The sequence below is a fragment of the Priestia sp. 179-F W1.4 NHS genome (assembly GCF_045369295.1).
Classification (GTDB): Bacteria; Bacillota; Bacilli; order Bacillales; family Bacillaceae_H; genus Priestia; species Priestia zanthoxyli.
In genome coordinates this window covers 1-19,046 of sequence record NZ_JBIQFF010000019.1, presented here as the reverse complement: position 1 = coordinate 19,046, position 19,046 = coordinate 1, and the positions used below count along the sequence as shown (strand labels likewise).

The window sequence follows — 19,046 nt, the reverse complement described above, 5'->3', positions numbered from 1 at the left end:
CGTTCCCATACCGAACACGGAAGTTAAGCTCTTTAGCGCCGATGGTAGTTGGGACTTTGTCCCTGTGAGAGTAGGACATCGCTAGGCATTTTTATTTTGCTTTTTTATCATCGCGGGGTGGAGCAGTTCGGTAGCTCGTCGGGCTCATAACCCGAAGGTCGCAGGTTCAAATCCTGTCCCCGCAACCAACATGGTCCCGTGGTGTAGCGGTTAACATGCCTGCCTGTCACGCAGGAGATCGCGGGTTCGATTCCCGTCGGGACCGCCATGTTTTAGAAACGAAACAATGTGTTTCGTCTTTTTTATTGTTTGAACCATTTTTATATAAAACTTTACCGTCCTTAGGAGCAATCCTAAGGAATTTTTTATATACAAAGAAATTTCTTTGTAGAATTGCGATGTTAAAGATTGTTGGATTTCTTACTGGATATGTATAGTCCACAACGTTTACAATATATATATACAGATTGAAATGAGGTTCTGAATGAATGACAGAGATTAATGAATTTACGTTTATGTCTACGTCTCCTGATGAAACTAATCAGCTGGCTGCTCGTCTAGCAACTTTATTAGAAGCTGGTGACGTGCTGCTGCTTGAAGGCGATTTGGGAGCTGGAAAGACAACATTCACAAAAAGTTTAGCTAAAGGCTTAGGAATTGAACGCAATGTGAATAGCCCGACATTTACTATCATTAAAGAATACAAAAGCGGTCGCCTTCCTCTTTACCATATGGATGTGTACCGTCTAGGGGATGAATTTGAAGACCTAGGGTTCGATGAGTATTTTGAAGGAGATGGCGTGACGGTCGTGGAGTGGGCTCACCTGATTGAAGAGCAGCTTCCTAATGAATATATTCAAATCAATATTTACCATGAAAACGAAACGACTCGTAAAATCCTTGTAAAAGCGATAGGCAGTCGGTACGTTGAAATATGTAAGGAGCTTTTTAAAAGATGAAAATGTTAGCCATTGATACATCCAATTTTGTCATGGGTGTTGCTGTCGTTGAAGAAAACAAAGTAATTGGAGAAATTATTACGAATCTAAAAAAGAATCACTCTGTTCGTGTGATGAACGCTGTGGAATCTTTGTTAAAAGATTGTGATATTGCGCCAAGCGAACTAGACCGTATTGTAGTGGCACACGGTCCCGGGTCCTATACCGGTGTACGCATTGGTGTTACCATTGCCAAGACACTTGCTTGGACTTTAAATATTCCTTTAATAGGTGTATCTAGCCTTGAGGCACTAGCAGCAAACGGTCGTTATTTTGATGGATATATTGCTCCGTTATTTGATGCGCGCCGTCAGCAGCTTTATACAGGACTATATGAATGGAATAACGAACGAGATCTTGTAGAAGTTGAAAGTGATCGACTTGTTATTAATAAGGACTGGGCGGAACATTTAAAGTCATACAACAAACCTATTTTATTCATAGGCAATGATCTTTCCATGCATGAAGAGGCGTTAAAAGAAGTGTTGAGTGAACAAGCTGTATTTGCCCATGTTCAGCAGTTTAACCCAAGACCAAGTGAATTGGCTTTCTTAGGAATGAAGAAAGAGCCGCAGTCTGTGCATACTTTTGTTCCGAACTACATTCGTTTAGCTGAAGCAGAAGCCAACTGGCTTGCTTCACAGCAAAAAGGATAAAAGAAGGTATAACATGAAACTAACAATTAAGTTTCGTTTAATGGAAGTTAAAGATATTGATCAAGTAGTGAAAATCGAAGAGAAGTCTTTTACGACACCTTGGAGTGCAGAAGCATTTCAAAATGAGTTAACCAATAATCAATTTTCAACTTACATTGTGATGGAAGAAGGGGAAAATATTATTGGTTATTGCGGAACGTGGATTGTTATTGACGAAGCACATGTAACCAACATTGCGCTATTGCCAGACTACCGAGGCAAGGGACTCGGTGAATTGCTGCTGCGCAACGTGATGGACGTTCTTCGAAAACTAGGTGCTAAGTCAATGACATTAGAAGTTAGGGTATCTAATCATATTGCACAATCATTGTATCAAAAGCTAGGTTTTAAACCTGGAGGTATTCGTAAGAATTATTATTCTGATAACAATGAGGATGCATTAGTTATGTGGGTGAATTTATGAATGAAAATCAATTAATTTTAGCATTAGAAACAAGCTGTGATGAGACAGCAGCAGCTGTGATTCGAAACGGTCATGAAATTGTAGCCAATGTGGTGGCCTCTCAAATAGAAAGCCATAAACGATTTGGCGGTGTCGTACCGGAAATTGCATCTCGTCATCATGTAGAACAAATTACAGTAGTAGTTGAAGAAACTTTAAATCAAGCGAACTTGACGTTTGCAGATATAGATGCAATAGCTGTAACGGAAGGACCAGGGCTTGTGGGAGCACTTCTTATTGGCGTAAATGCAGCCAAAGCGCTAGCATTTGCACATCAAAAGCCATTAATTGGTGTTCATCATATTGCAGGACATATTTATGCAAATCAGCTAATCAAAAAACTAGAATTCCCGCTCTTATCGCTAGTTGTATCTGGCGGGCATACGGAGCTTGTATACATGGAAAGTCACGGTCATTTTAAAGTGATCGGTGAAACAAGAGATGATGCAGCAGGAGAAGCCTACGATAAAGTAGCTCGCACGTTAAACCTTCCATATCCAGGCGGACCTCATATTGACCGCCTTGCACATGAAGGAGAGCCATTAATTGATTTGCCGCGTGCTTGGCTAGAAGAAGGATCCTATGATTTTAGTTTCAGTGGATTAAAATCAGCAGTTATTAACACTGTCCACAATGCGAAGCAAAAAGGTGAAGAGATTCTTCCACAAACACTTGCTGCTAGCTTTCAAGCGAGTGTCATTGATGTGTTAGTAACTAAAACGATTAAAGCTGCAAAGGAATATAACGTTAAGCAAGTTTTATTAGCAGGAGGAGTTGCTGCTAATAAAGGGCTTAGAGCAGCGCTAGAAGAGGCATTTGAACCCCTATCAAATATTGAGCTTATTATCCCGCCGCTATCTCTATGTACGGATAATGCCGCAATGATTGGAGCAGCAGCAAGCGTACGATTTGCTCAAGGAAAACGTTCAGATATGTCATTAAATGCAAACCCCGGTTTGGACTTGGAAGAGTAAGTGACGAATGAGATTTATTTCTCATTCGTCTTTTTTTGTGGATAAAAATGATTTATCAACAATATTCAATAAATTTAGAATTGACTGTGGATAATTATGTGGAAAAGTCCGTGCACTCAGTACACGGACCTGTTATCAACAAGTTTTAATTATGAAAATCAGACAGATATCCACTATTTATTCACAGAGTGGATAAAGCTTGCTCTTAAGCGCATGAACAAGTAAATAGGATGAATAGATACGCAAAAATATAGGCTACTCTTCTAGAAGCAGCTGTAATTCTTCCCACTCTTCCATTAATGTGGATAACTGTGAAGAAATTTTTTCATTTTCACCGTTTAATCTTGATACTTCTTCGTGATTTTGATAAATTTCAGGGTCACAAAGAAGTTCTTCATTCGCCGCTTGGGCGGCTTCTAATTTGTTTACTTTAGTTTCAATTTCTTCAATGCGGCGCGTTCGCTGTCTCATCAATTTCTTTTGTTCTTTATCTTGTTTATAGGACTGTTTATCTACTTTTACCGTACGTTCTTCGTTTGCTTTTATATTTTCTAATTCTTTGATTTCCTCTATTTCTGCTTTCTTTTCTACATAATAGTCATAATCTCCAAGAAATTCTTCTACTCCTTCAGGAGATAGCTCTGCTATTTTATTGGCAATACGATTAATAAAATAACGGTCATGTGAAACAAATAATAGAGTCCCTGGGTAATCAATTAACGCATTCTCGAGTACTTGTTTGCTATCTAAATCAAGATGGTTAGTAGGTTCATCCAAAATTAAGAAGTTAGCTTTTTGAAGCATAAGCTTCGCAAGAGCCAAACGTGCTTTTTCACCACCGCTGAGCGTGGAAACGATTTTCAGTACATCATCACCTGAAAACAGAAAATTTCCAAGCGCTGTACGGATTTCTTTTTCAGGTTTGGCTGGGTAGTCATCCCAAAGTTCATTTAAAACGGTTTTATTAGACGTTAAATTGGCTTGCTCTTGGTCGTAATAACCAACCATTACATTTGAGCCAAAGGAAATGGTTCCAGTCTTGAAGCTGAGTTTATCCACAATGCCTTTTAATAAAGTTGATTTCCCCACGCCATTAGGACCAACCAATGCAAGGCTTTCCCCTTTTTTAATGCGAAGGTTTGCCTCTTGGACGACATAGTTGTGTTCATCATATCCGATAGACACATCTTCCAGATTTAAGACTTCATTTCCGCTTTGACGTTCAATTTCAAACGAAAAACTAGCTGATTTTTCGCCTTCGTTAGGTCGATTTATTAACTCCATTCGATCGAGCTGTTTACGTCTGCTTTGCGCACGTTTTGTAGTCGATGCGCGGGCGATGTTTCGCTGAATAAAATCATTCAGCTTTGCGACTTCATCTTGCTGCTTTTCGTACTGACGCAACTCTTTTTCATATCGCTCTGCTTTTTGTACAAGGTATTTAGAGTAGTTGCCCGTGTACTTCACCGTTGTTTTTTGTACGACTTCATACACTTGATTTACGACTTTATCAAGGAAGTAACGATCATGTGAAACGATTAAAATAGCTCCTTCATACCCTTGCAGAAACTGTTCCAGCCATGCTAAAGTTTCAATATCTAAGTGGTTGGTAGGCTCATCCAGAATAAGCAAATCAGGCTTTGTTAAAAGCAGTTTTGCAAGAGCCAGGCGCGTTTTTTGTCCACCGCTTAAGGAGGAAATAGGGGTGCTGTAGTCAAAGTTTGAAAAACGGAAACCGTGAAGAATAGATCGTGTATCCGCTTCATACTGATAGCCGCCTAAATCTTTAAACGTTACTTGAAGCTGATCATACTCTTTGGTTAGTTTTTCGTATTGAACTGAATCATTAAAAATGTCTGGATCACCCATCTTCGTTTCAAGCGTACGTAATTCTTTTTCCATCTTCTTTAATGGAGCAAAGACAGTCATCATTTCTTCCCATATGGAGAGTGTTGACTCAAGAACTGTATCTTGTCCCATATAATCAATGGAAACACCCTTAGGTTTAATAATTTCTCCGCTGTCATAGGAAAGCTGCTCAGCAATAATTTTTAATAAAGTTGATTTACCAGCACCGTTTCGTCCCACTAGGGCAATGCGGTCTTTTGATTGTACTTCTAACTTTATATTCGATAAAATGGGTTCTGCCCCATAGTATTTTGTAATACCGTTCAATTGTAGAATAATCATTTTTTCACCTCTAGTAGTATATCCATAGTGTATTTTAACATATTTTTAACTACAAGTTCTTCCTACAAGCGTTTGTAATTTGTAGAGGGACAAGGACAAATGATGAAGCGAATGTTTTGATTCATGAAATAAAATGATTTTACCTGCACATTTTATACAGGATACTATGTTAAAATAAGAGATAAGTGCATCTCTGAACTTATCTATGATGGATGTAAAAAAATCCGTCATGACTAACAAACCGATCCTTTGAAGGGCTAATTGCTTCGTTCTACATACCGACTTTAAGGAGTGCTGAATAGACAAAAGCCGTCGAGGTGTGAAGCGGAGTATATATAAAACATGAGAAAAGAGAGAGAATTGGAAGCGCTACCTCAAAGCGGTTGATGCTTTGTGAAAGGTAATGCAATATGACTTGAAAATGTTAGTAATGACATACATGAACTGAGGGGGTACAACGTGAACACTGAACAATTAAAAATACCACAAGCAACGGCTAAGCGATTGCCGCTTTATTATCGTTTTTTGAAAAATTTGCATGCTTCTGGTAAACAGCGTGTGTCATCAGCGGAGTTAAGTGAGGCAGTGAAAGTGGATTCTGCTACTATTCGTCGGGACTTTTCTTACTTTGGTGCATTAGGAAAAAAGGGATACGGCTACAATGTGAATTATTTACTTACATTTTTCCGTAAAACGTTAGACCAAGATGAAGTAACGAAAGTAGCACTGATTGGCGTAGGGAATCTAGGAACGGCCTTTTTAAATTATAATTTTATTAAAAATAATAACACCAAAATTGAGTGCGCTTTTGATGTGATAGAAGATAAAGTAGGTACGAAAGTAGGCGACGTGCCGGTTTATCATCTTGACCAATTGGAAGATTATATGAGTGATGACATCTCAGTAGCGATTTTAACCGTTCCTGCCACTGTTGCTCAGCAAATTACTGATCGTTTAGTGAGTTGCGGAATTAAAGGAATTTTAAACTTTACTCCTGCACGCTTAAACGTACCGGATGAGATTCGACTCCATCATATTGATCTTGCTGTAGAATTACAGTCGCTCGTCTACTTTTTGAAAAATTATCCTGTTGAATAAGGCGGACTGTGTTACGATTTCCTTAAGTCTAAATTAATAAGGAGAGTGGGAATATGGGGATTGGAGCAGGCAGTTGGATTATTATTGCGATTGTAGCACTGCTTATTTTTGGACCGAAACGGTTACCGGAGCTAGGAAGATCAGTGGGCCAAACGCTTAGAGAGTTTAAGCATGCCGCTAGCGGTGCATCAGAAGATCGTGAAAAAGATAAACAGCGTCAAGTAGATGACAAAGAGTAAAAGGGTGATCATAGTATGACCGAACAAGAAATGTCAATATATGATCATATAGGAGAGCTGCGAAAACGCATTTTAATTGTTTTATTTTTCTTTGTGATTGCCACAATTGGCGGCTTTTTTATAGCGGATAAGGTTATTGTCTATTTACAGCATGCTGATGAGGCAAAGAATTTAACGATGAATGCATTTCGGTTAACAGATCCAGTTAAGATTTATATGCAATTTGCTGTTATTATCGGCTGTGTACTTGCAGCTCCTGTTGCACTGTATCAACTTTGGGCATTTATTAGTCCTGGTTTATATGAAAAAGAGCGTAAGGTAACGCTTGGATATATTCCTGTTTCCATTTTTCTCTTTATCGGCGGTGTCTCTTTTTCTTATTTTGTGTTGTTTCCATTTGTCGTTGATTTTATGACGCGCGTTTCTGATGAGCTGAATGTAAACCAAGTGATTGGCATTAATGAATACTTTTCTTTTTTAATGCAGCTCACACTGCCTTTTGGCCTGTTGTTTCAGCTTCCTGTCGTCGTTATGTTTTTGACGCGTTTAGGAATTATAACGCCTATGTTTTTATCTCAAATTCGAAAATATGCCTATTTCGTACTGCTAGTTATTGCCGCACTTATTACACCACCGGAATTGCTCTCGCACATGATGGTGACAGTGCCGCTTTTAATACTGTATGAAATCAGCATCATTATTTCCCGCATTTCGTATCGCAAAGTGTTAAAGGCAAGGGCAGAGCAAGAAAGAGAAGATGTTAGTATGTAAAAAAAACCACTGAAACAGTGGTTTTTTTATTTGGATGAATCATCTTGATTTTTATATTGCTGCTGCAATTTTTTAATTTTGTAGTGCAAGATAAAGATGCGAACCGCAAACCTGAAATCGAATGCGGCTACGAGTGCAAATAAGATTGTGGGGAAATTCCAGACGGTTTCCTGGGCATTTTGAATTGCCAAGTAGGTGAATAAAATCCCCATAATAATATAAATAAACCCTCGTGTTAAAGGGATATTCTTCATAAAAACATGCCTCCAAAAATGAACTGCATTTGTTCTGCTTGTTTTTGCATTTCTATAATTTTATCTGCAAAAATAGTTTGAGATAAAATAACGATTGTATTCATCAAAACATGAGCAATAATAGGTACAACAATTAGTCTCGTCCTTGCATAAAGGAATGCAAATACAAATCCCATAGCTGTATACACAAGTAAATGTTTAAAATCCCAGTGTACCGCAGCGAAAATAAGGGAACTAATAAATGCAGAGATAAAGAAATTGTATCGTTTGTGAAGAGAACCAAAAATAATCTTTCGGAAAATAATCTCTTCTAGTATTGGTCCAATAACAGACGTAACGACAATAAGGAACGGCGTTGCTTTAACAAGATTAACAATATTTTGTGTGTTTTCAGATACTTGGGTAATGCCAAGAGCGTGCTCAATCATACCTGCTACAGCTTGACCAGCCATAGCGAGAAACACCCCAAGGACTGACCAGACAACAGCAATCGTTTTTCCAGCATGTTCTATACGCATGGACATGTCACGGCGCAGCAGCAGTAAGACAATAAGTAAACCAAGGATAAAGCTAATGATAGTCCAATAAGTCAAAAGCATGACATTCGCTGTTCGAACTGGATAGTCATCAAACATTCCTGTTAATTTTAACAGCGGTATACCAACAACTCCTGAAAACTGCATAAGGATGTAGGTGAGGATAACATACCAATAACGTTTTTCCAATCTTCTATACTCCTTTAAAAGGTTTTTATGTATATATGTCGAAGAAGTACTGTAAAGTTAGTAATTTCTTCTTGCTCGTATTGTAACATACATATTATTGAACAGAGAAAAGAATGCTTTATTTCTCAAAATCGTCGAAATCTAAGACTATTATATGTAGTTGTCGTAAATTTTAAATTTTTTTTGTTTAATACTTGCAAAAAAAACCCACTTTGTTTTAATATAATAATTGTGTTAGCACTCGTTGAGGTTGAGTGCTAATAAAAATGCAAACATATTATTTGAGGAGGTTGTTTCACTTGTTAAAGCCATTAGGTGATCGCGTAGTGATTGAACTTGTAAAATCTGAGGAAAAAACAGCAAGCGGTATCGTGTTACCGGACAGTGCAAAAGAAAAGCCACAAGAGGGTAAAATTGTTGCTGTAGGTACAGGCCGAGTATTAGAAAGCGGTGAGCGTGTAGCTTTAGAAGTAGCTGCGGGCGATCGTATCATCTTCTCAAAATATGCGGGTACTGAAGTAAAATACGAAGGTACTGAATACTTAATTTTACGCGAAAGCGATATTTTAGCTGTAATCGGCTAATTTTAACCACAAACTTATCATACGTAAAAAATAGATTATTAAGAACATCTTGAGGAGGTCAAAGAACATGGCAAAAGACATTAAATTTAGCGAAGAAGCACGTCGTGCAATGCTGCGTGGTGTAGATACATTAGCAAATGCTGTAAAAGTAACGCTTGGACCAAAAGGTCGTAACGTTGTATTGGAAAAGAAATTCGGTTCACCGCTTATTACAAATGACGGTGTAACAATTGCAAAAGAAATCGAATTAGAAGACGCATTTGAAAATATGGGTGCTAAATTAGTAGCCGAAGTTGCTAGCAAAACAAACGACGTTGCTGGTGACGGTACAACTACTGCAACAGTTTTAGCGCAAGCAATGATCAGAGAAGGTCTTAAAAACGTAACGGCTGGTGCTAACCCAATGGGTATCCGTAAAGGTATGGAAAAAGCAGTAGCTGTAGCGGTTGAAGAACTAAAAGCAATCTCTAAACCAATTCAAGGTAAAGATTCAATTGCTCAAGTAGCGGCTATCTCAGCAGCTGACGAAGAAGTAGGTCAATTAATTGCTGAAGCAATGGAGCGCGTTGGTAACGACGGCGTTATCACACTTGAAGAATCAAAAGGTTTCACAACTGAATTAGAAGTGGTAGAAGGTATGCAGTTTGACCGTGGATATGCATCTCCTTACATGGTAACTGATTCAGATAAAATGGAAGCTGTATTAGATGATCCATACATCTTAATCACAGACAAAAAAATCGGTAACATTCAAGAAATCTTACCGGTATTAGAGCAAGTTGTTCAACAAGGCAAGCCGCTATTAATCATCGCTGAAGACGTAGAAGGCGAAGCTTTAGCAACATTAGTTGTGAACAAACTGCGCGGTACATTTACAGCTGTAGCTGTTAAAGCTCCTGGTTTTGGTGATCGTCGTAAAGCAATGCTACAAGACGTTGCTATTCTAACAGGCGGAGAAGTAATCACTGAAGAGCTTGGTCTTGACTTAAAAACAGCAGGCATCGATCAATTAGGTCGCGCTTCTAAAATTGTTGTAACAAAAGAAAATACAACAGTTGTAAACGGTGCAGGAAACGCAGAAGATATCCTAGCACGCGTAAACCAAATCAAAGCTCAGCTTGAAGAAACAACTTCAGAGTTTGACCGTGAAAAATTACAAGAGCGTTTAGCAAAACTTGCTGGTGGCGTAGCTGTAATCAAAGTTGGTGCGGCAACTGAAACTGAGTTAAAAGAACGTAAATTACGTATTGAAGATGCATTAAACTCTACGCGTGCTGCGGTTGAAGAAGGTATCGTAGCTGGTGGTGGTACTGCATTAGTAAATATCTATAATAAAGTAGCAAGCATCGAAGCTGACGGTGACACTGCTACAGGTATCAACATCGTATTACGTGCGATTGAAGAGCCTGTACGTCAAATCGCTCACAACGCTGGTTTAGAAGGATCAGTAATCGTTGAGCGTCTAAAAGGCGAAGCAGTTGGAACTGGATTCAACGCTGCAACTGGCGAGTGGGTAAATATGCTAGACACTGGTATCGTTGACCCAACAAAAGTAACGCGTTCAGCTCTTCAAAATGCTTCTTCTGTAGCGGCTATGTTCTTAACAACTGAAGCAGTTGTTGCTGACAAGCCAGAAGAAGGCGGAGCTCCTGCAATGCCTGACATGGGCGGCATGGGTGGAATGGGCGGCATGATGTAATCACTGCCCTACCTAAAAAAGCGACCAAGTACTCACTTGGTCGCTTTTTTGTGTGCGTTAATATTTTCAGATTTTTTTAAAATTTGTTAAGATAGTACTATGTTTATTGGAAAACTTACTAAACTCAAGGCTTAACTGAGTTTTAAGGGGGAGCGTCGTTGATTCAGCTGGATCATATTAATAATAAATTAAACCAAGTATTAGAAAACATCGATCAAATTGTGATTGGAAAACGTCAGGTATCTGAGCTTAGTTTGGTTGCTTTACTTGCAGGAGGACATGTTTTGCTTGAAGATGTTCCGGGTGTGGGGAAAACGATGCTTGTGAAGGCACTGGCCAAATCGATTGATGCAGAATTTAAACGAATTCAATTCACGCCTGATTTGCTGCCGTCCGACGTAACAGGTGTTTCTATTTACAGTCCAAAAGACATGGAATTTCATTTTCGTCCAGGTCCTATCATGAGCCACATAGTACTCGCTGATGAGATTAACAGGACTTCTCCTAAAACACAATCGGCGCTTTTAGAAGCAATGGCTGAGCATCATGTAACAACCGATGGTATCACCCGGGAAATTCCGGCGCCTTTTTTTGTGATGGCTACTCAAAATCCCGTTGATTTTGATGGGACCTATCATTTGCCGGAAGCGCAGCTGGATCGTTTTTTATTCAAACTAAGCATGGGATATCCTACGCAAGAAGAGGAGCTTCAAATTTTAAATGGCGTATCGACTCAAGTTAATCTTGAAGATGTCAAACCTGTTATGAGCGTTCCAGAATTAGTACAGGCTCAAAAAGCTGTAAGCAGTATTTATGTAGATGATACGATCAAGAACTATATCATTGAAATTATTCGCAAAACTCGCTCTCATCCACATGTTTCATTAGGTATTAGTCCTCGTGGCACGGTTTCCTTTATGAAGGCTATTCAAGCATATGCGTTAGTAAAGGGAAGAGATTACTGTCTTCCTGATGATGTTCAAGAGCTTGCTTCGTATGTGTGTGCACATCGCTTAACGCTAAGACCTGATACTCAGTACAGCGGTTTAACAGCGAGTGATGTGATGAAGCAAATTATGGCTGATACGAAAGTACCTGTTAAAAGGTAAGAGGATAATTTATGAAACAGTATATAAAAGTGATATGGAACAAAGGTAGAGACTGGTTCGTTTTATTCTGCATCTTTACCGCTACGTTTTCTTACGCCATGTTTCAAGGAGGCTTTGTCAGCTGGTTTTTATTTTATAGCTTCTTACCTTTTGGATTATATGCGGTAGCCGTGTTGCTCTATCCGTTGAAGAAGTGGAATGTTGCTCGTGATGTGAAGCTACAGCCTCGATTCGCTGGAGATCATCTTTCTTATGACATTCACATTACACGCTCCTCGGCTTTTCCTGTTTATATGGCAGCGGTGAAAGAGGAGAGTAACCTTTTAGATCAAGAAGAAAGAACAATTTATCCGCTTTTTCAACGAAACACTGTTATTCCGTATGAAAGATCGTTTGTAGAAAGAGGAGAATATGAATTTTTTACGATTTCAATTGAAATTAGTGATTTATTAGGCATCGTAAAAAAGAAGGCATATTTTCTACTGCAGCAGCGATTTATCGTTTATCCTCAGATTCATAAGATAGATATCCCGTTTCTTTTAGCGGGAATAGAAGAAGGGAAAAATGAAGTTTCTACGGGAAATCAATCTACTACGTTAGTGACAGGCATTAGAGAATATCAGCCGGGTGACCGATTAGGATCTATCGATTGGAAGGCGACCGCTCGTAAAGCTACGTTGATTTCTAAAGAGTTTGGTCATTATCATGAACGGAGTATAATTATCATTGCAGATGTTATGGGCCCTCTATACTTTGAAGAGCGAATGAGCTTTCTGGCATCCATGCTCATTTATGAAGAAACCAAGCGTAAAAAAGTCGATTTTCTTTTAGCTGGAGATGCCCTTTTTTCGCAGAAAACCTCTGAACAAAGGGAGGCTGATAACCTGTTGCATCACTTAGCACGTGCACAGCCTATTAGCAATCGAGCATTCGAAACAGAATTTCAGAATATTGCTATTCAAAAGCAGCATTCTTTTATGGTAATTGTCAGTCAGGTTACAGGGACTCTTATTGGCCAGATTCAATCCAAGCTGAGTCCTCATGCTAAGGCTTCACTCATTGTCGTTAAAAATGAAGGAGCGGGGCTTAGTGAGGAAGAGACAGTTATTGTAAATGGCATACAATCTTCTGCTTTAACAATTGAAGTCGTTCATATTGATCTTCCTCTATCACTAAAGGAAGTGAGGGCGGAAATAAGTGAATAAATCAGCTTGGTATGTAAAAAACGTCTTATTATACGCGGGAGCTTTCTTTTTATTAGTGGAATGGCTTCTCCCTTTAAATGAAGTCACTGATACGAATCAAATTCAATACTTTATCCTGTTTGTCGCTTACTGTTTTTTGAGCTTAACGTTTCGATTGCCGTTTATTGTGATGACGTTAGGGAGCATGTTGTTTATTTTGTTTTCACTTCACAGTCTCTATTTCCAAGGTGCCTTCTTTTCTTCAGAATGGCTTCCAAGACTTTTGGAAATTCTTCAGTCAGATGTACAAAGTATCATGGAGTGGAATATAGCGAATTTATCCTTTGAAATGAGGAGCACTTTATTTTTTATCCTGCTTTGGATTATGGCTTATTTAATTCGATACTGGATCTTTTATCAAAAAAGAATTTTCTTCTTTTTCTTCTTAACCATTTTGTATATTACCGTATTGGATACCTTTTCTACTTACGATGCCGGAGCTGCTATTATTCGCGTGACGATTATCGGATTTTTATTAGTAGCCATGCTTCGCATCAATCCTGAACGTATAAAAGGTGCTAGCACCGAGCGTTTAGAAAATAGAAAACGATCGTTTCTTTTTCTAGGCAGTTTTTTAGCCATTGTCATTGTGCTGGCTTATCTCGCCCCTAAACCAGGTCCGCAGTGGCCAGATCCGGTCCCTTTTATTGCAGCTCACACAACAAATCAAGGACAGGGAGAATCTGCAAACGGTCAACGAATTGGCTATGATATGGACGATTCTAAATTGGGGGGATCCTTTGTCAATGATGATACGGTTGTGTTTACAGCTAAAGTAGAGGATGAGCACTATTGGCGTATTGAAACGAAGGATGTGTATACAGGTAAGGGCTGGGAGCTGTCTAAAGAGGAAGAAAAAGTGCCTTTCAAAGGAAATGAAAACTTACTCCCTCAATATGATTCAAGTGTTGCAGGAGAAGTAAGAAAAGCAGAAGTTACCTATTCGCAGCCTTCTGTTCATCTTATGCATGTTCCTCAACTGCTGTCTCTAACCTTAAAAAATGGCATTCAAACCGATGTTACACCGACAAATGAAAAATTATATCCTTATCAAAATGACAAACTTGTTACTGTTCAATCGTATGAGCTAACGTATAAATATCCTGTGTTTGATACCGGGCTTCTTCAGCAAGCAGAGGAGAAAAAGTCAGAAAGTCTAGAGAATAATAATGAATTTATAGCAAGGTATACACAGCTTCCTGCTAATTTGCCAAAACGAGTAAAGGATTTAGCTCGTACGATAACAAAAAATAAAAACAATCGCTATGAAAAAGCAAAAGCCGTTGAAGAATACTTCCGATCCAATCCATATGTATATGATACTGAAAATGTTCCAATTCCTACAAAGAATAAAGATTATGTGGATCAATTTTTATTTGATACAAAAAGAGGATACTGTGATAACTTCTCTACTTCTATGGTCGTGCTGCTTCGTTCATTAGATATTCCTGCTCGGTGGGTAAAGGGCTATACAGAAGGTGATGCCACCGTTATTTCAGGAAGTAGTAAGTGGACAACCTATGAAATTACACAAAATAATGCTCATTCTTGGGTCGAAGTCTATTTTCCAGGAGCGGGCTGGGTACCTTTTGAACCAACAAAAAGTTTTTCTAATCCTTATGATTTTGTAGATAGCCAACCTAACAACTCTAGTGAAAATAGTCAAAGGGAAGAAGAGAAACAAGAAACGCAAGTCAAGGAGCAGCCTAAGAAGAAAGAGCTTCCGGCACAAGAGAAAAGAGAGAAAGAAAAAACAGCTTCTCTTCAAAATGCTAAGTTGTCTATGAAATGGAAAGTGCTTTTCTACGGACTGATTGTAGTTATGTTAATAGTAATATATCTCAATCGATTTAAATGGTTTTTACCTTTTTATATCTCTTTTTATAAAAAGAAAGAGAGTGTGGAAACCTTTGAATCAGCGTATGCTTTTTTACTTAAAAGACTCGCTGCAAATGGACTAAAACGGCAAGAAAATCAAACGCTGCGCGACTTTGCAGGAGAAGTAGACGAAAAATTAAATACGGTAAATATGCTAAAATTAACGGAAAAATACGAGCGGGTTTTATATCGAAATGCAGATTCCATAAAAGAATGGAAAGAGTCGATTGAATTGTGGGAAAATTTAATCAAAAAAACGAGTTCTTGACCATTGTTTCGCGGATTGATAGAATATTCTCGAACTTACTATAAATGTTTCGTATACCTTCATATATCCTCGATAATATGGTTCGAGAGTCTCTACCGGGTCACCTTAAACGATCTGACTATGAAGGCAGAACAGTCTATTTGACGATAAACGTCGTGCTCAACTAGACTTCTGCCTTTGTTTTTTGAGGGAGAAGTCTAGTTTTTTTTATATTTTAGGGCATAATAACAAGTGATTATTTACACATTCGGAGAGGTGAACAAGATGGAAGGCATGATTGTTGTATTAGATTTTGGTAGTCAATATAACCAACTGATTACGCGTCGCATTCGCGAGTTCGGAGTATATAGTGAATTGCATCCGCACACAATTACAGCAGAAGAGATTAAAGCATTAAATCCAAAGGGAATTATTTTCTCTGGAGGCCCAAACAGTGTGTACGGTGAAAACGCATTTCACTGCGATGAAAACATTTTTGAATTAGGTATTCCTGTTTTAGGTATTTGTTATGGAATGCAATTAATGACTCATCATTTTGGCGGGAAGGTAGAAGGTGCTAGCCATCGTGAATATGGTAAAGCAGCGATTAACGTACAAAACGATTCATTAATGTACCATGAGTTGCCAAAAGAACAAGTTGTTTGGATGAGTCACGGTGATTTAGTTGTAGAAACACCAGCTGGTTTTGAAGTGGACGCAACTAGCCCATCTTGTCCAATTGCCGCAATGAGTAACAAAGAAAAGAATATGTACGGAGTGCAGTTTCATCCAGAAGTTCGCCATTCAGTGCACGGTAACCATATCTTAAAGAACTTCGTGTTTGAAGTATGTCATGCTGAAGCAAACTGGTCAATTGAGAACTTCATTGAAGTTGAAATGGATAAAATCCGTGAAACAGTTGGAGATAGAAAAGTACTTTGCGCACTTAGCGGCGGAGTAGACTCTTCGGTAGTAGCTGTATTAATTCACAAAGCAATTGGTGATCAGTTAACATGTATGTTCGTAGATCACGGTTTATTACGTAAAGGTGAAGCTGAAAGCGTAATGGAAACATTTAGCGAAGGCTTTAATATGAACGTGATTAAAATCGATGCAAAAGATCGCTTCTTAGAAAAATTAAGCGGTGTATCAGATCCTGAACAAAAGCGTAAAATCATCGGTAATGAATTTATTTATGTATTCGATGACGAAGCTGCTAAATTAAAAGGGTTTGATTTCCTAGCTCAAGGTACGCTATACACAGATATTATCGAGAGTGGGACAGCTACAGCTCAAACGATTAAATCTCACCACAATGTAGGTGGATTACCGGAAGATATGCAGTTCAAACTAATCGAACCGTTAAACACGCTATTCAAAGATGAAGTACGTGCATTAGGTTCTGAATTAGGTATTCCTGATAACATCGTTTGGCGTCAGCCTTTCCCAGGACCAGGTCTAGGTATTCGTGTACTTGGTGCAATTACGGAAGAGAAGTTAGAAATTGTACGTGAGTCGGATGCTATTTTACGTGAAGAGATTGCAAAAGCAGACTTAGAGCGCGATATCTGGCAATACTTTACGGTTCTTCCTGACATCCGCAGTGTAGGTGTAATGGGAGATGCTCGTACGTATGATTACACAATCGGTATTCGTGCTGTTACATCGATTGATGGTATGACTTCTGACTGGGCGCGTATTCCTTGGGATGTGCTTGAAGTTATCTCAACGCGCATTGTAAACGAAGTTAAGCATATTAACCGCGTAGTGTATGATATTACAAGTAAGCCACCTGCAACAATTGAATGGGAATAATATGTAATAAAACCGAACAAACGAACATTCTTTCATAAGAATGTTCGTTTTTTGTTGACTTTTAAAAAAAGTTAATGGTAGGATAGTAACATAAAACAGCGAGATATAGCTTTAATGTCGTATAATCTTGGGGATAAGGCCCAAAAGTTTCTACCGAGCTACCGTAAATGGCTTGACTACGAGAAAGTAATACATGTATGTGTAAAAATCTTTTGTTTTTTTGTTCATACATCTCTCTTTTAGTCGATTTTATGCCTTTACGCGCCATAGTGTAGAGGCATTTTTTATGGTTTGCCTAAGTGCATGCGGCTTCTATAAAGGGAGGAAAAAACGTGAAGAAGTATTTTCGTTTTGAAGAGTTGGGTACTAGCTATCGAAAAGAGTTTATAGCTGGCCTTACAACTTTTCTATCTATGGCTTACATTTTATTTGTTAATCCATCTGTGCTATCACTAAGTGATGTAAAGGATCTACCTGACAGTATGAGAATGGACCAAGGGGCTGTATTTACAGCTACTGCTTTAGCTGCAGCTTTGGGATCAATTGTTATGGGAGTGCTTGGTAGATATCCAATTTCATTAGCTCCAGGTATGGGATTAAACGCATTTTTTGCTTATACAGTTGTTCTGACAATGGGAATTCCATGGCAGACGGCTTTAACGGGTGTTATGATATCAGGTGTTATTTTTATTCTTTTAACATTAACAAGCCTGCGAGAAAAAATTATTAATTCTATTCCTATTGAATTAAAAATGGCTGTTGGAGCAGGTATTGGTTTATTTATTAGTTTTATAGGTATGAAAGGTGCCGGAATCATCGTCAAAGATGATGCCACATTTGTTGGACTGGGTGATTTAACGAACCCAACAACGTTACTTGCAGTTTTTGGTATTGTTATTACTATTGTATTAATGGTGCTTCGAGTAAATGCAGCTGTATTTATCGGTATGATTGTAACGGCTGTAGCAGGTATGGCTTTTGGTTTAATTGATACACCTAAAGCAGTTGTTTCATCAGTTCCTAGTCTTGACCCGACGTTTGGGGCAGCTTTTCAAAATATCGGTGATATCTTTACTGTAAAGATGCTAGTCGTCATTTTAACGTTCTTATTTGTTGATTTCTTCGATACAGCAGGTACGATGGTTGCTGTAGCGAGTCAAGCTGGACTTATGAAAGATAATAAGCTTCCGCGAGCGGGCAGAGCGTTATTGGCAGATTCTAGTGCGATTGTAGTTGGTGCTGTTCTTGGTACCTCATCAACAACAGCTTACGTAGAGTCTACAGCTGGAGTAGCAGCGGGGGGACGTTCAGGATTCACTGCAATCGTAACGGCGGCGTTTTTCTTAGTTGCACTGTTCTTTTCTCCATTATTAGCGGTCGTAACACCAGCTGTTACTGCGCCCGCTTTAATTACGGTAGGAGCTCTGATGGTGTCAAATTTAGGAGAAATTAATTGGAAAGAGTTCGAAGTAGCAGTTCCTGCATTTTTTACCGTAATTATGATGCCATTAACATACAGTATTGCAACAGGTATTGCGGTTGGCTTTATCTTTTATCCTATTACAATGTTATGCAGCAAGCGTGGAAAAGAAGTGCATCCCATTATGTATGCTCTCTGTATCATCTTCATACTCTATTTCGCGTTCTTAGCAGAATAGTTTAAATAAAAAAGCTCAGTTTAATGACTGGGCTTTTTTTTTATGGTAAGATAAGAAAACTGCATAGCGGCTAGATTGCTATTGTAGTAATAGAGGTTAATTGGTTACTTTACTGAAGGTTTACTTCATTAACTTTTTTATTTATAAAGTTTTTTAGAAAAACGATTGACTCTATATATTATATATGGTAAATTATTAAATGTCGCTGATGAACAGCGCAGTTGAGAGGAACATCTTAAAAAAGATGTTGACATCAAAATAATAGAATGTTATACTAATAAAGTTGCTTCAGAGCAACGGTTGAACTTTGAAAACTGAACAAAGCGACAAACGTCAACGTTAATTTTTATTTTTTTAAATGAGCAAGTCAAACATTTCTTCGGAGAGTTTGATCCTGGCTCAGGA

17 protein-coding genes, 2 tRNA genes, 1 rRNA gene and 2 riboswitches are annotated in these 19,046 nt (G+C 38.5%); of the genes, 17 read left to right on the top strand and 3 right to left on the bottom strand.

Features of this window, described 5'->3' with window-relative positions:
* From rrf to tsaD, 7 genes are all read left to right on the top strand, one after another.
* A 5S ribosomal RNA gene (gene rrf, locus ACH0CI_RS26660) occupies positions 1-87 on the top strand; the annotation flags it as partial.
* A 24-nt stretch (positions 88-111) separates the two neighbouring features.
* Positions 112-188 (top strand) — tRNA-Met (locus ACH0CI_RS26655).
* 4 nt (positions 189-192) lie between these two features.
* Positions 193-268, top strand: a tRNA-Asp gene (locus tag ACH0CI_RS26650).
* 220 nt (positions 269-488) lie between these two features.
* Entirely contained in the window at positions 489-959 is a 471-nt protein-coding gene (gene tsaE / locus ACH0CI_RS26645) for a tRNA (adenosine(37)-N6)-threonylcarbamoyltransferase complex ATPase subunit type 1 TsaE (RefSeq protein ID WP_013081426.1), read from the top strand.
* On the top strand, positions 956-1,654 hold the full coding sequence (tsaB, locus tag ACH0CI_RS26640; protein ID WP_335707443.1) for a tRNA (adenosine(37)-N6)-threonylcarbamoyltransferase complex dimerization subunit type 1 TsaB: 699 nt from the start codon (positions 956-958) through the stop codon (positions 1,652-1,654). The genes tsaE and tsaB overlap by 4 nt, the downstream gene beginning before the upstream one ends.
* Positions 1,655-1,667: 13 nt before the next feature.
* A complete protein-coding gene (gene rimI / locus ACH0CI_RS26635) occupies positions 1,668-2,117 on the top strand; it encodes a ribosomal protein S18-alanine N-acetyltransferase (RefSeq protein ID WP_406902484.1) in 450 nt (149 codons plus the stop codon).
* Positions 2,114-3,130, top strand: a complete 1,017-nt coding sequence (tsaD, locus tag ACH0CI_RS26630; protein ID WP_080754517.1) for a tRNA (adenosine(37)-N6)-threonylcarbamoyltransferase complex transferase subunit TsaD — start codon at positions 2,114-2,116, stop codon at positions 3,128-3,130. Before rimI ends, tsaD begins: the two co-directional genes overlap by 4 nt.
* Before the next feature lie 255 nt (positions 3,131-3,385).
* On the opposite strand, the gene ACH0CI_RS26625 is transcribed toward tsaD, so the two are convergent.
* Complete coding sequence (locus ACH0CI_RS26625) at positions 3,386-5,320, bottom strand: ABC-F family ATP-binding cassette domain-containing protein (RefSeq protein WP_335707445.1); 1,935 nt, start codon at positions 5,318-5,320, stop codon at positions 3,386-3,388.
* A gap of 459 nt (positions 5,321-5,779) precedes the next feature.
* Between ACH0CI_RS26625 and ACH0CI_RS26620 the strand changes: the two genes are divergently transcribed.
* The 3 genes from ACH0CI_RS26620 to tatC are packed head-to-tail and all read left to right on the top strand — an operon-like array spanning position 5,780 to position 7,428.
* Positions 5,780-6,418 carry a redox-sensing transcriptional repressor Rex gene (locus ACH0CI_RS26620; RefSeq protein WP_028410376.1) on the top strand — a complete coding sequence of 213 codons (639 nt, stop codon included), beginning with the start codon at positions 5,780-5,782 and terminating at the stop codon, positions 6,416-6,418.
* A 53-nt stretch (positions 6,419-6,471) separates the two neighbouring features.
* Complete coding sequence (gene tatA / locus ACH0CI_RS26615; protein WP_013055022.1) at positions 6,472-6,657, top strand: twin-arginine translocase TatA/TatE family subunit; 186 nt, start codon at positions 6,472-6,474, stop codon at positions 6,655-6,657.
* Positions 6,658-6,672: 15 nt separating this feature from the next.
* Positions 6,673-7,428 carry a twin-arginine translocase subunit TatC gene (tatC, locus tag ACH0CI_RS26610; protein WP_013055023.1) on the top strand — a complete coding sequence of 252 codons (756 nt, stop codon included), beginning with the start codon at positions 6,673-6,675 and terminating at the stop codon, positions 7,426-7,428.
* A 26-nt stretch (positions 7,429-7,454) separates the two neighbouring features.
* Here tatC and ACH0CI_RS26605 read toward each other — a convergent pair whose 3' ends face one another.
* Positions 7,455-7,682 (bottom strand): YdiK family protein, encoded by a 228-nt coding sequence (locus ACH0CI_RS26605; RefSeq protein ID WP_013055024.1) that lies wholly within the window; start codon positions 7,680-7,682, stop codon positions 7,455-7,457.
* A complete protein-coding gene (locus tag ACH0CI_RS26600) occupies positions 7,679-8,407 on the bottom strand; it encodes a CPBP family intramembrane glutamic endopeptidase (protein WP_028412699.1) in 729 nt (242 codons plus the stop codon). The genes ACH0CI_RS26605 and ACH0CI_RS26600 overlap by 4 nt, the downstream gene beginning before the upstream one ends.
* A 299-nt stretch (positions 8,408-8,706) precedes the next feature.
* Between ACH0CI_RS26600 and groES the strand changes: the two genes are divergently transcribed.
* The 7 genes from groES to ACH0CI_RS26565 all read left to right on the top strand — a co-directional run bounded on the left by groES (position 8,707) and on the right by ACH0CI_RS26565 (position 18,641).
* A complete protein-coding gene (gene groES / locus ACH0CI_RS26595; protein ID WP_013055026.1) occupies positions 8,707-8,991 on the top strand; it encodes a co-chaperone GroES in 285 nt (94 codons plus the stop codon).
* A 67-nt stretch (positions 8,992-9,058) separates the two neighbouring features.
* Positions 9,059-10,690, top strand: a complete 1,632-nt coding sequence (groL, locus tag ACH0CI_RS26590; protein WP_028412700.1) for a chaperonin GroEL — start codon at positions 9,059-9,061, stop codon at positions 10,688-10,690.
* Between the two features lie 158 nt (positions 10,691-10,848).
* Positions 10,849-11,799 (top strand): AAA family ATPase, encoded by a 951-nt coding sequence (locus ACH0CI_RS26585; protein ID WP_335707446.1) that lies wholly within the window; start codon positions 10,849-10,851, stop codon positions 11,797-11,799.
* Positions 11,800-11,810: 11 nt separating this feature from the next.
* Positions 11,811-13,004 carry a DUF58 domain-containing protein gene (locus ACH0CI_RS26580; protein WP_406902483.1) on the top strand — a complete coding sequence of 398 codons (1,194 nt, stop codon included), beginning with the start codon at positions 11,811-11,813 and terminating at the stop codon, positions 13,002-13,004.
* The gene (locus ACH0CI_RS26575; protein ID WP_406902481.1) at positions 12,997-15,189 is read left to right on the top strand and encodes a transglutaminase TgpA family protein; all 2,193 of its coding nucleotides are present in this window, start codon (positions 12,997-12,999) and stop codon (positions 15,187-15,189) included. The genes ACH0CI_RS26580 and ACH0CI_RS26575 overlap by 8 nt, the downstream gene beginning before the upstream one ends.
* Positions 15,190-15,228: 39 nt before the next feature.
* Positions 15,229-15,330: riboswitch (purine riboswitch) on the top strand.
* A 123-nt stretch (positions 15,331-15,453) separates the two neighbouring features.
* Positions 15,454-16,983, top strand: coding sequence for a glutamine-hydrolyzing GMP synthase (guaA, locus tag ACH0CI_RS26570; protein WP_028412703.1), 1,530 nt, complete (start codon positions 15,454-15,456; stop codon positions 16,981-16,983).
* 97 nt (positions 16,984-17,080) lie between these two features.
* A riboswitch (purine riboswitch) is annotated at positions 17,081-17,182 on the top strand.
* A 133-nt stretch (positions 17,183-17,315) separates the two neighbouring features.
* Positions 17,316-18,641, top strand: coding sequence for an NCS2 family permease (locus tag ACH0CI_RS26565; RefSeq protein WP_013055032.1), 1,326 nt, complete (start codon positions 17,316-17,318; stop codon positions 18,639-18,641).
* The last annotated feature ends 405 nt before the right edge of the window (positions 18,642-19,046 follow it).

Excerpts from the sequence above, each read along its gene's own strand:
- tsaE (WP_013081426.1), top strand. The coding sequence starts at position 489 with ATGACAGAGATTAATGAATTTACGTTTATGTCTACGTCTCCTGATGAA.
- tsaB (WP_335707443.1), top strand. The coding sequence starts at position 956 with ATGAAAATGTTAGCCATTGATACATCCAATTTTGTCATGGGTGTTGCT.
- rimI (WP_406902484.1), top strand. The coding sequence starts at position 1,668 with ATGAAACTAACAATTAAGTTTCGTTTAATGGAAGTTAAAGATATTGAT.
- tsaD (WP_080754517.1), top strand. The coding sequence starts at position 2,114 with ATGAATGAAAATCAATTAATTTTAGCATTAGAAACAAGCTGTGATGAG.
- ACH0CI_RS26625 (WP_335707445.1), bottom strand. The coding sequence starts at position 5,320 with ATGATTATTCTACAATTGAACGGTATTACAAAATACTATGGGGCAGAA.
- tatA (WP_013055022.1), top strand. The coding sequence starts at position 6,472 with ATGGGGATTGGAGCAGGCAGTTGGATTATTATTGCGATTGTAGCACTG.
- tatC (WP_013055023.1), top strand. The coding sequence starts at position 6,673 with ATGACCGAACAAGAAATGTCAATATATGATCATATAGGAGAGCTGCGA.
- ACH0CI_RS26605 (WP_013055024.1), bottom strand. The coding sequence starts at position 7,682 with ATGAAGAATATCCCTTTAACACGAGGGTTTATTTATATTATTATGGGG.
- groL (WP_028412700.1), top strand. The coding sequence starts at position 9,059 with ATGGCAAAAGACATTAAATTTAGCGAAGAAGCACGTCGTGCAATGCTG.
- ACH0CI_RS26580 (WP_406902483.1), top strand. The coding sequence starts at position 11,811 with ATGAAACAGTATATAAAAGTGATATGGAACAAAGGTAGAGACTGGTTC.
- guaA (WP_028412703.1), top strand. The coding sequence starts at position 15,454 with ATGGAAGGCATGATTGTTGTATTAGATTTTGGTAGTCAATATAACCAA.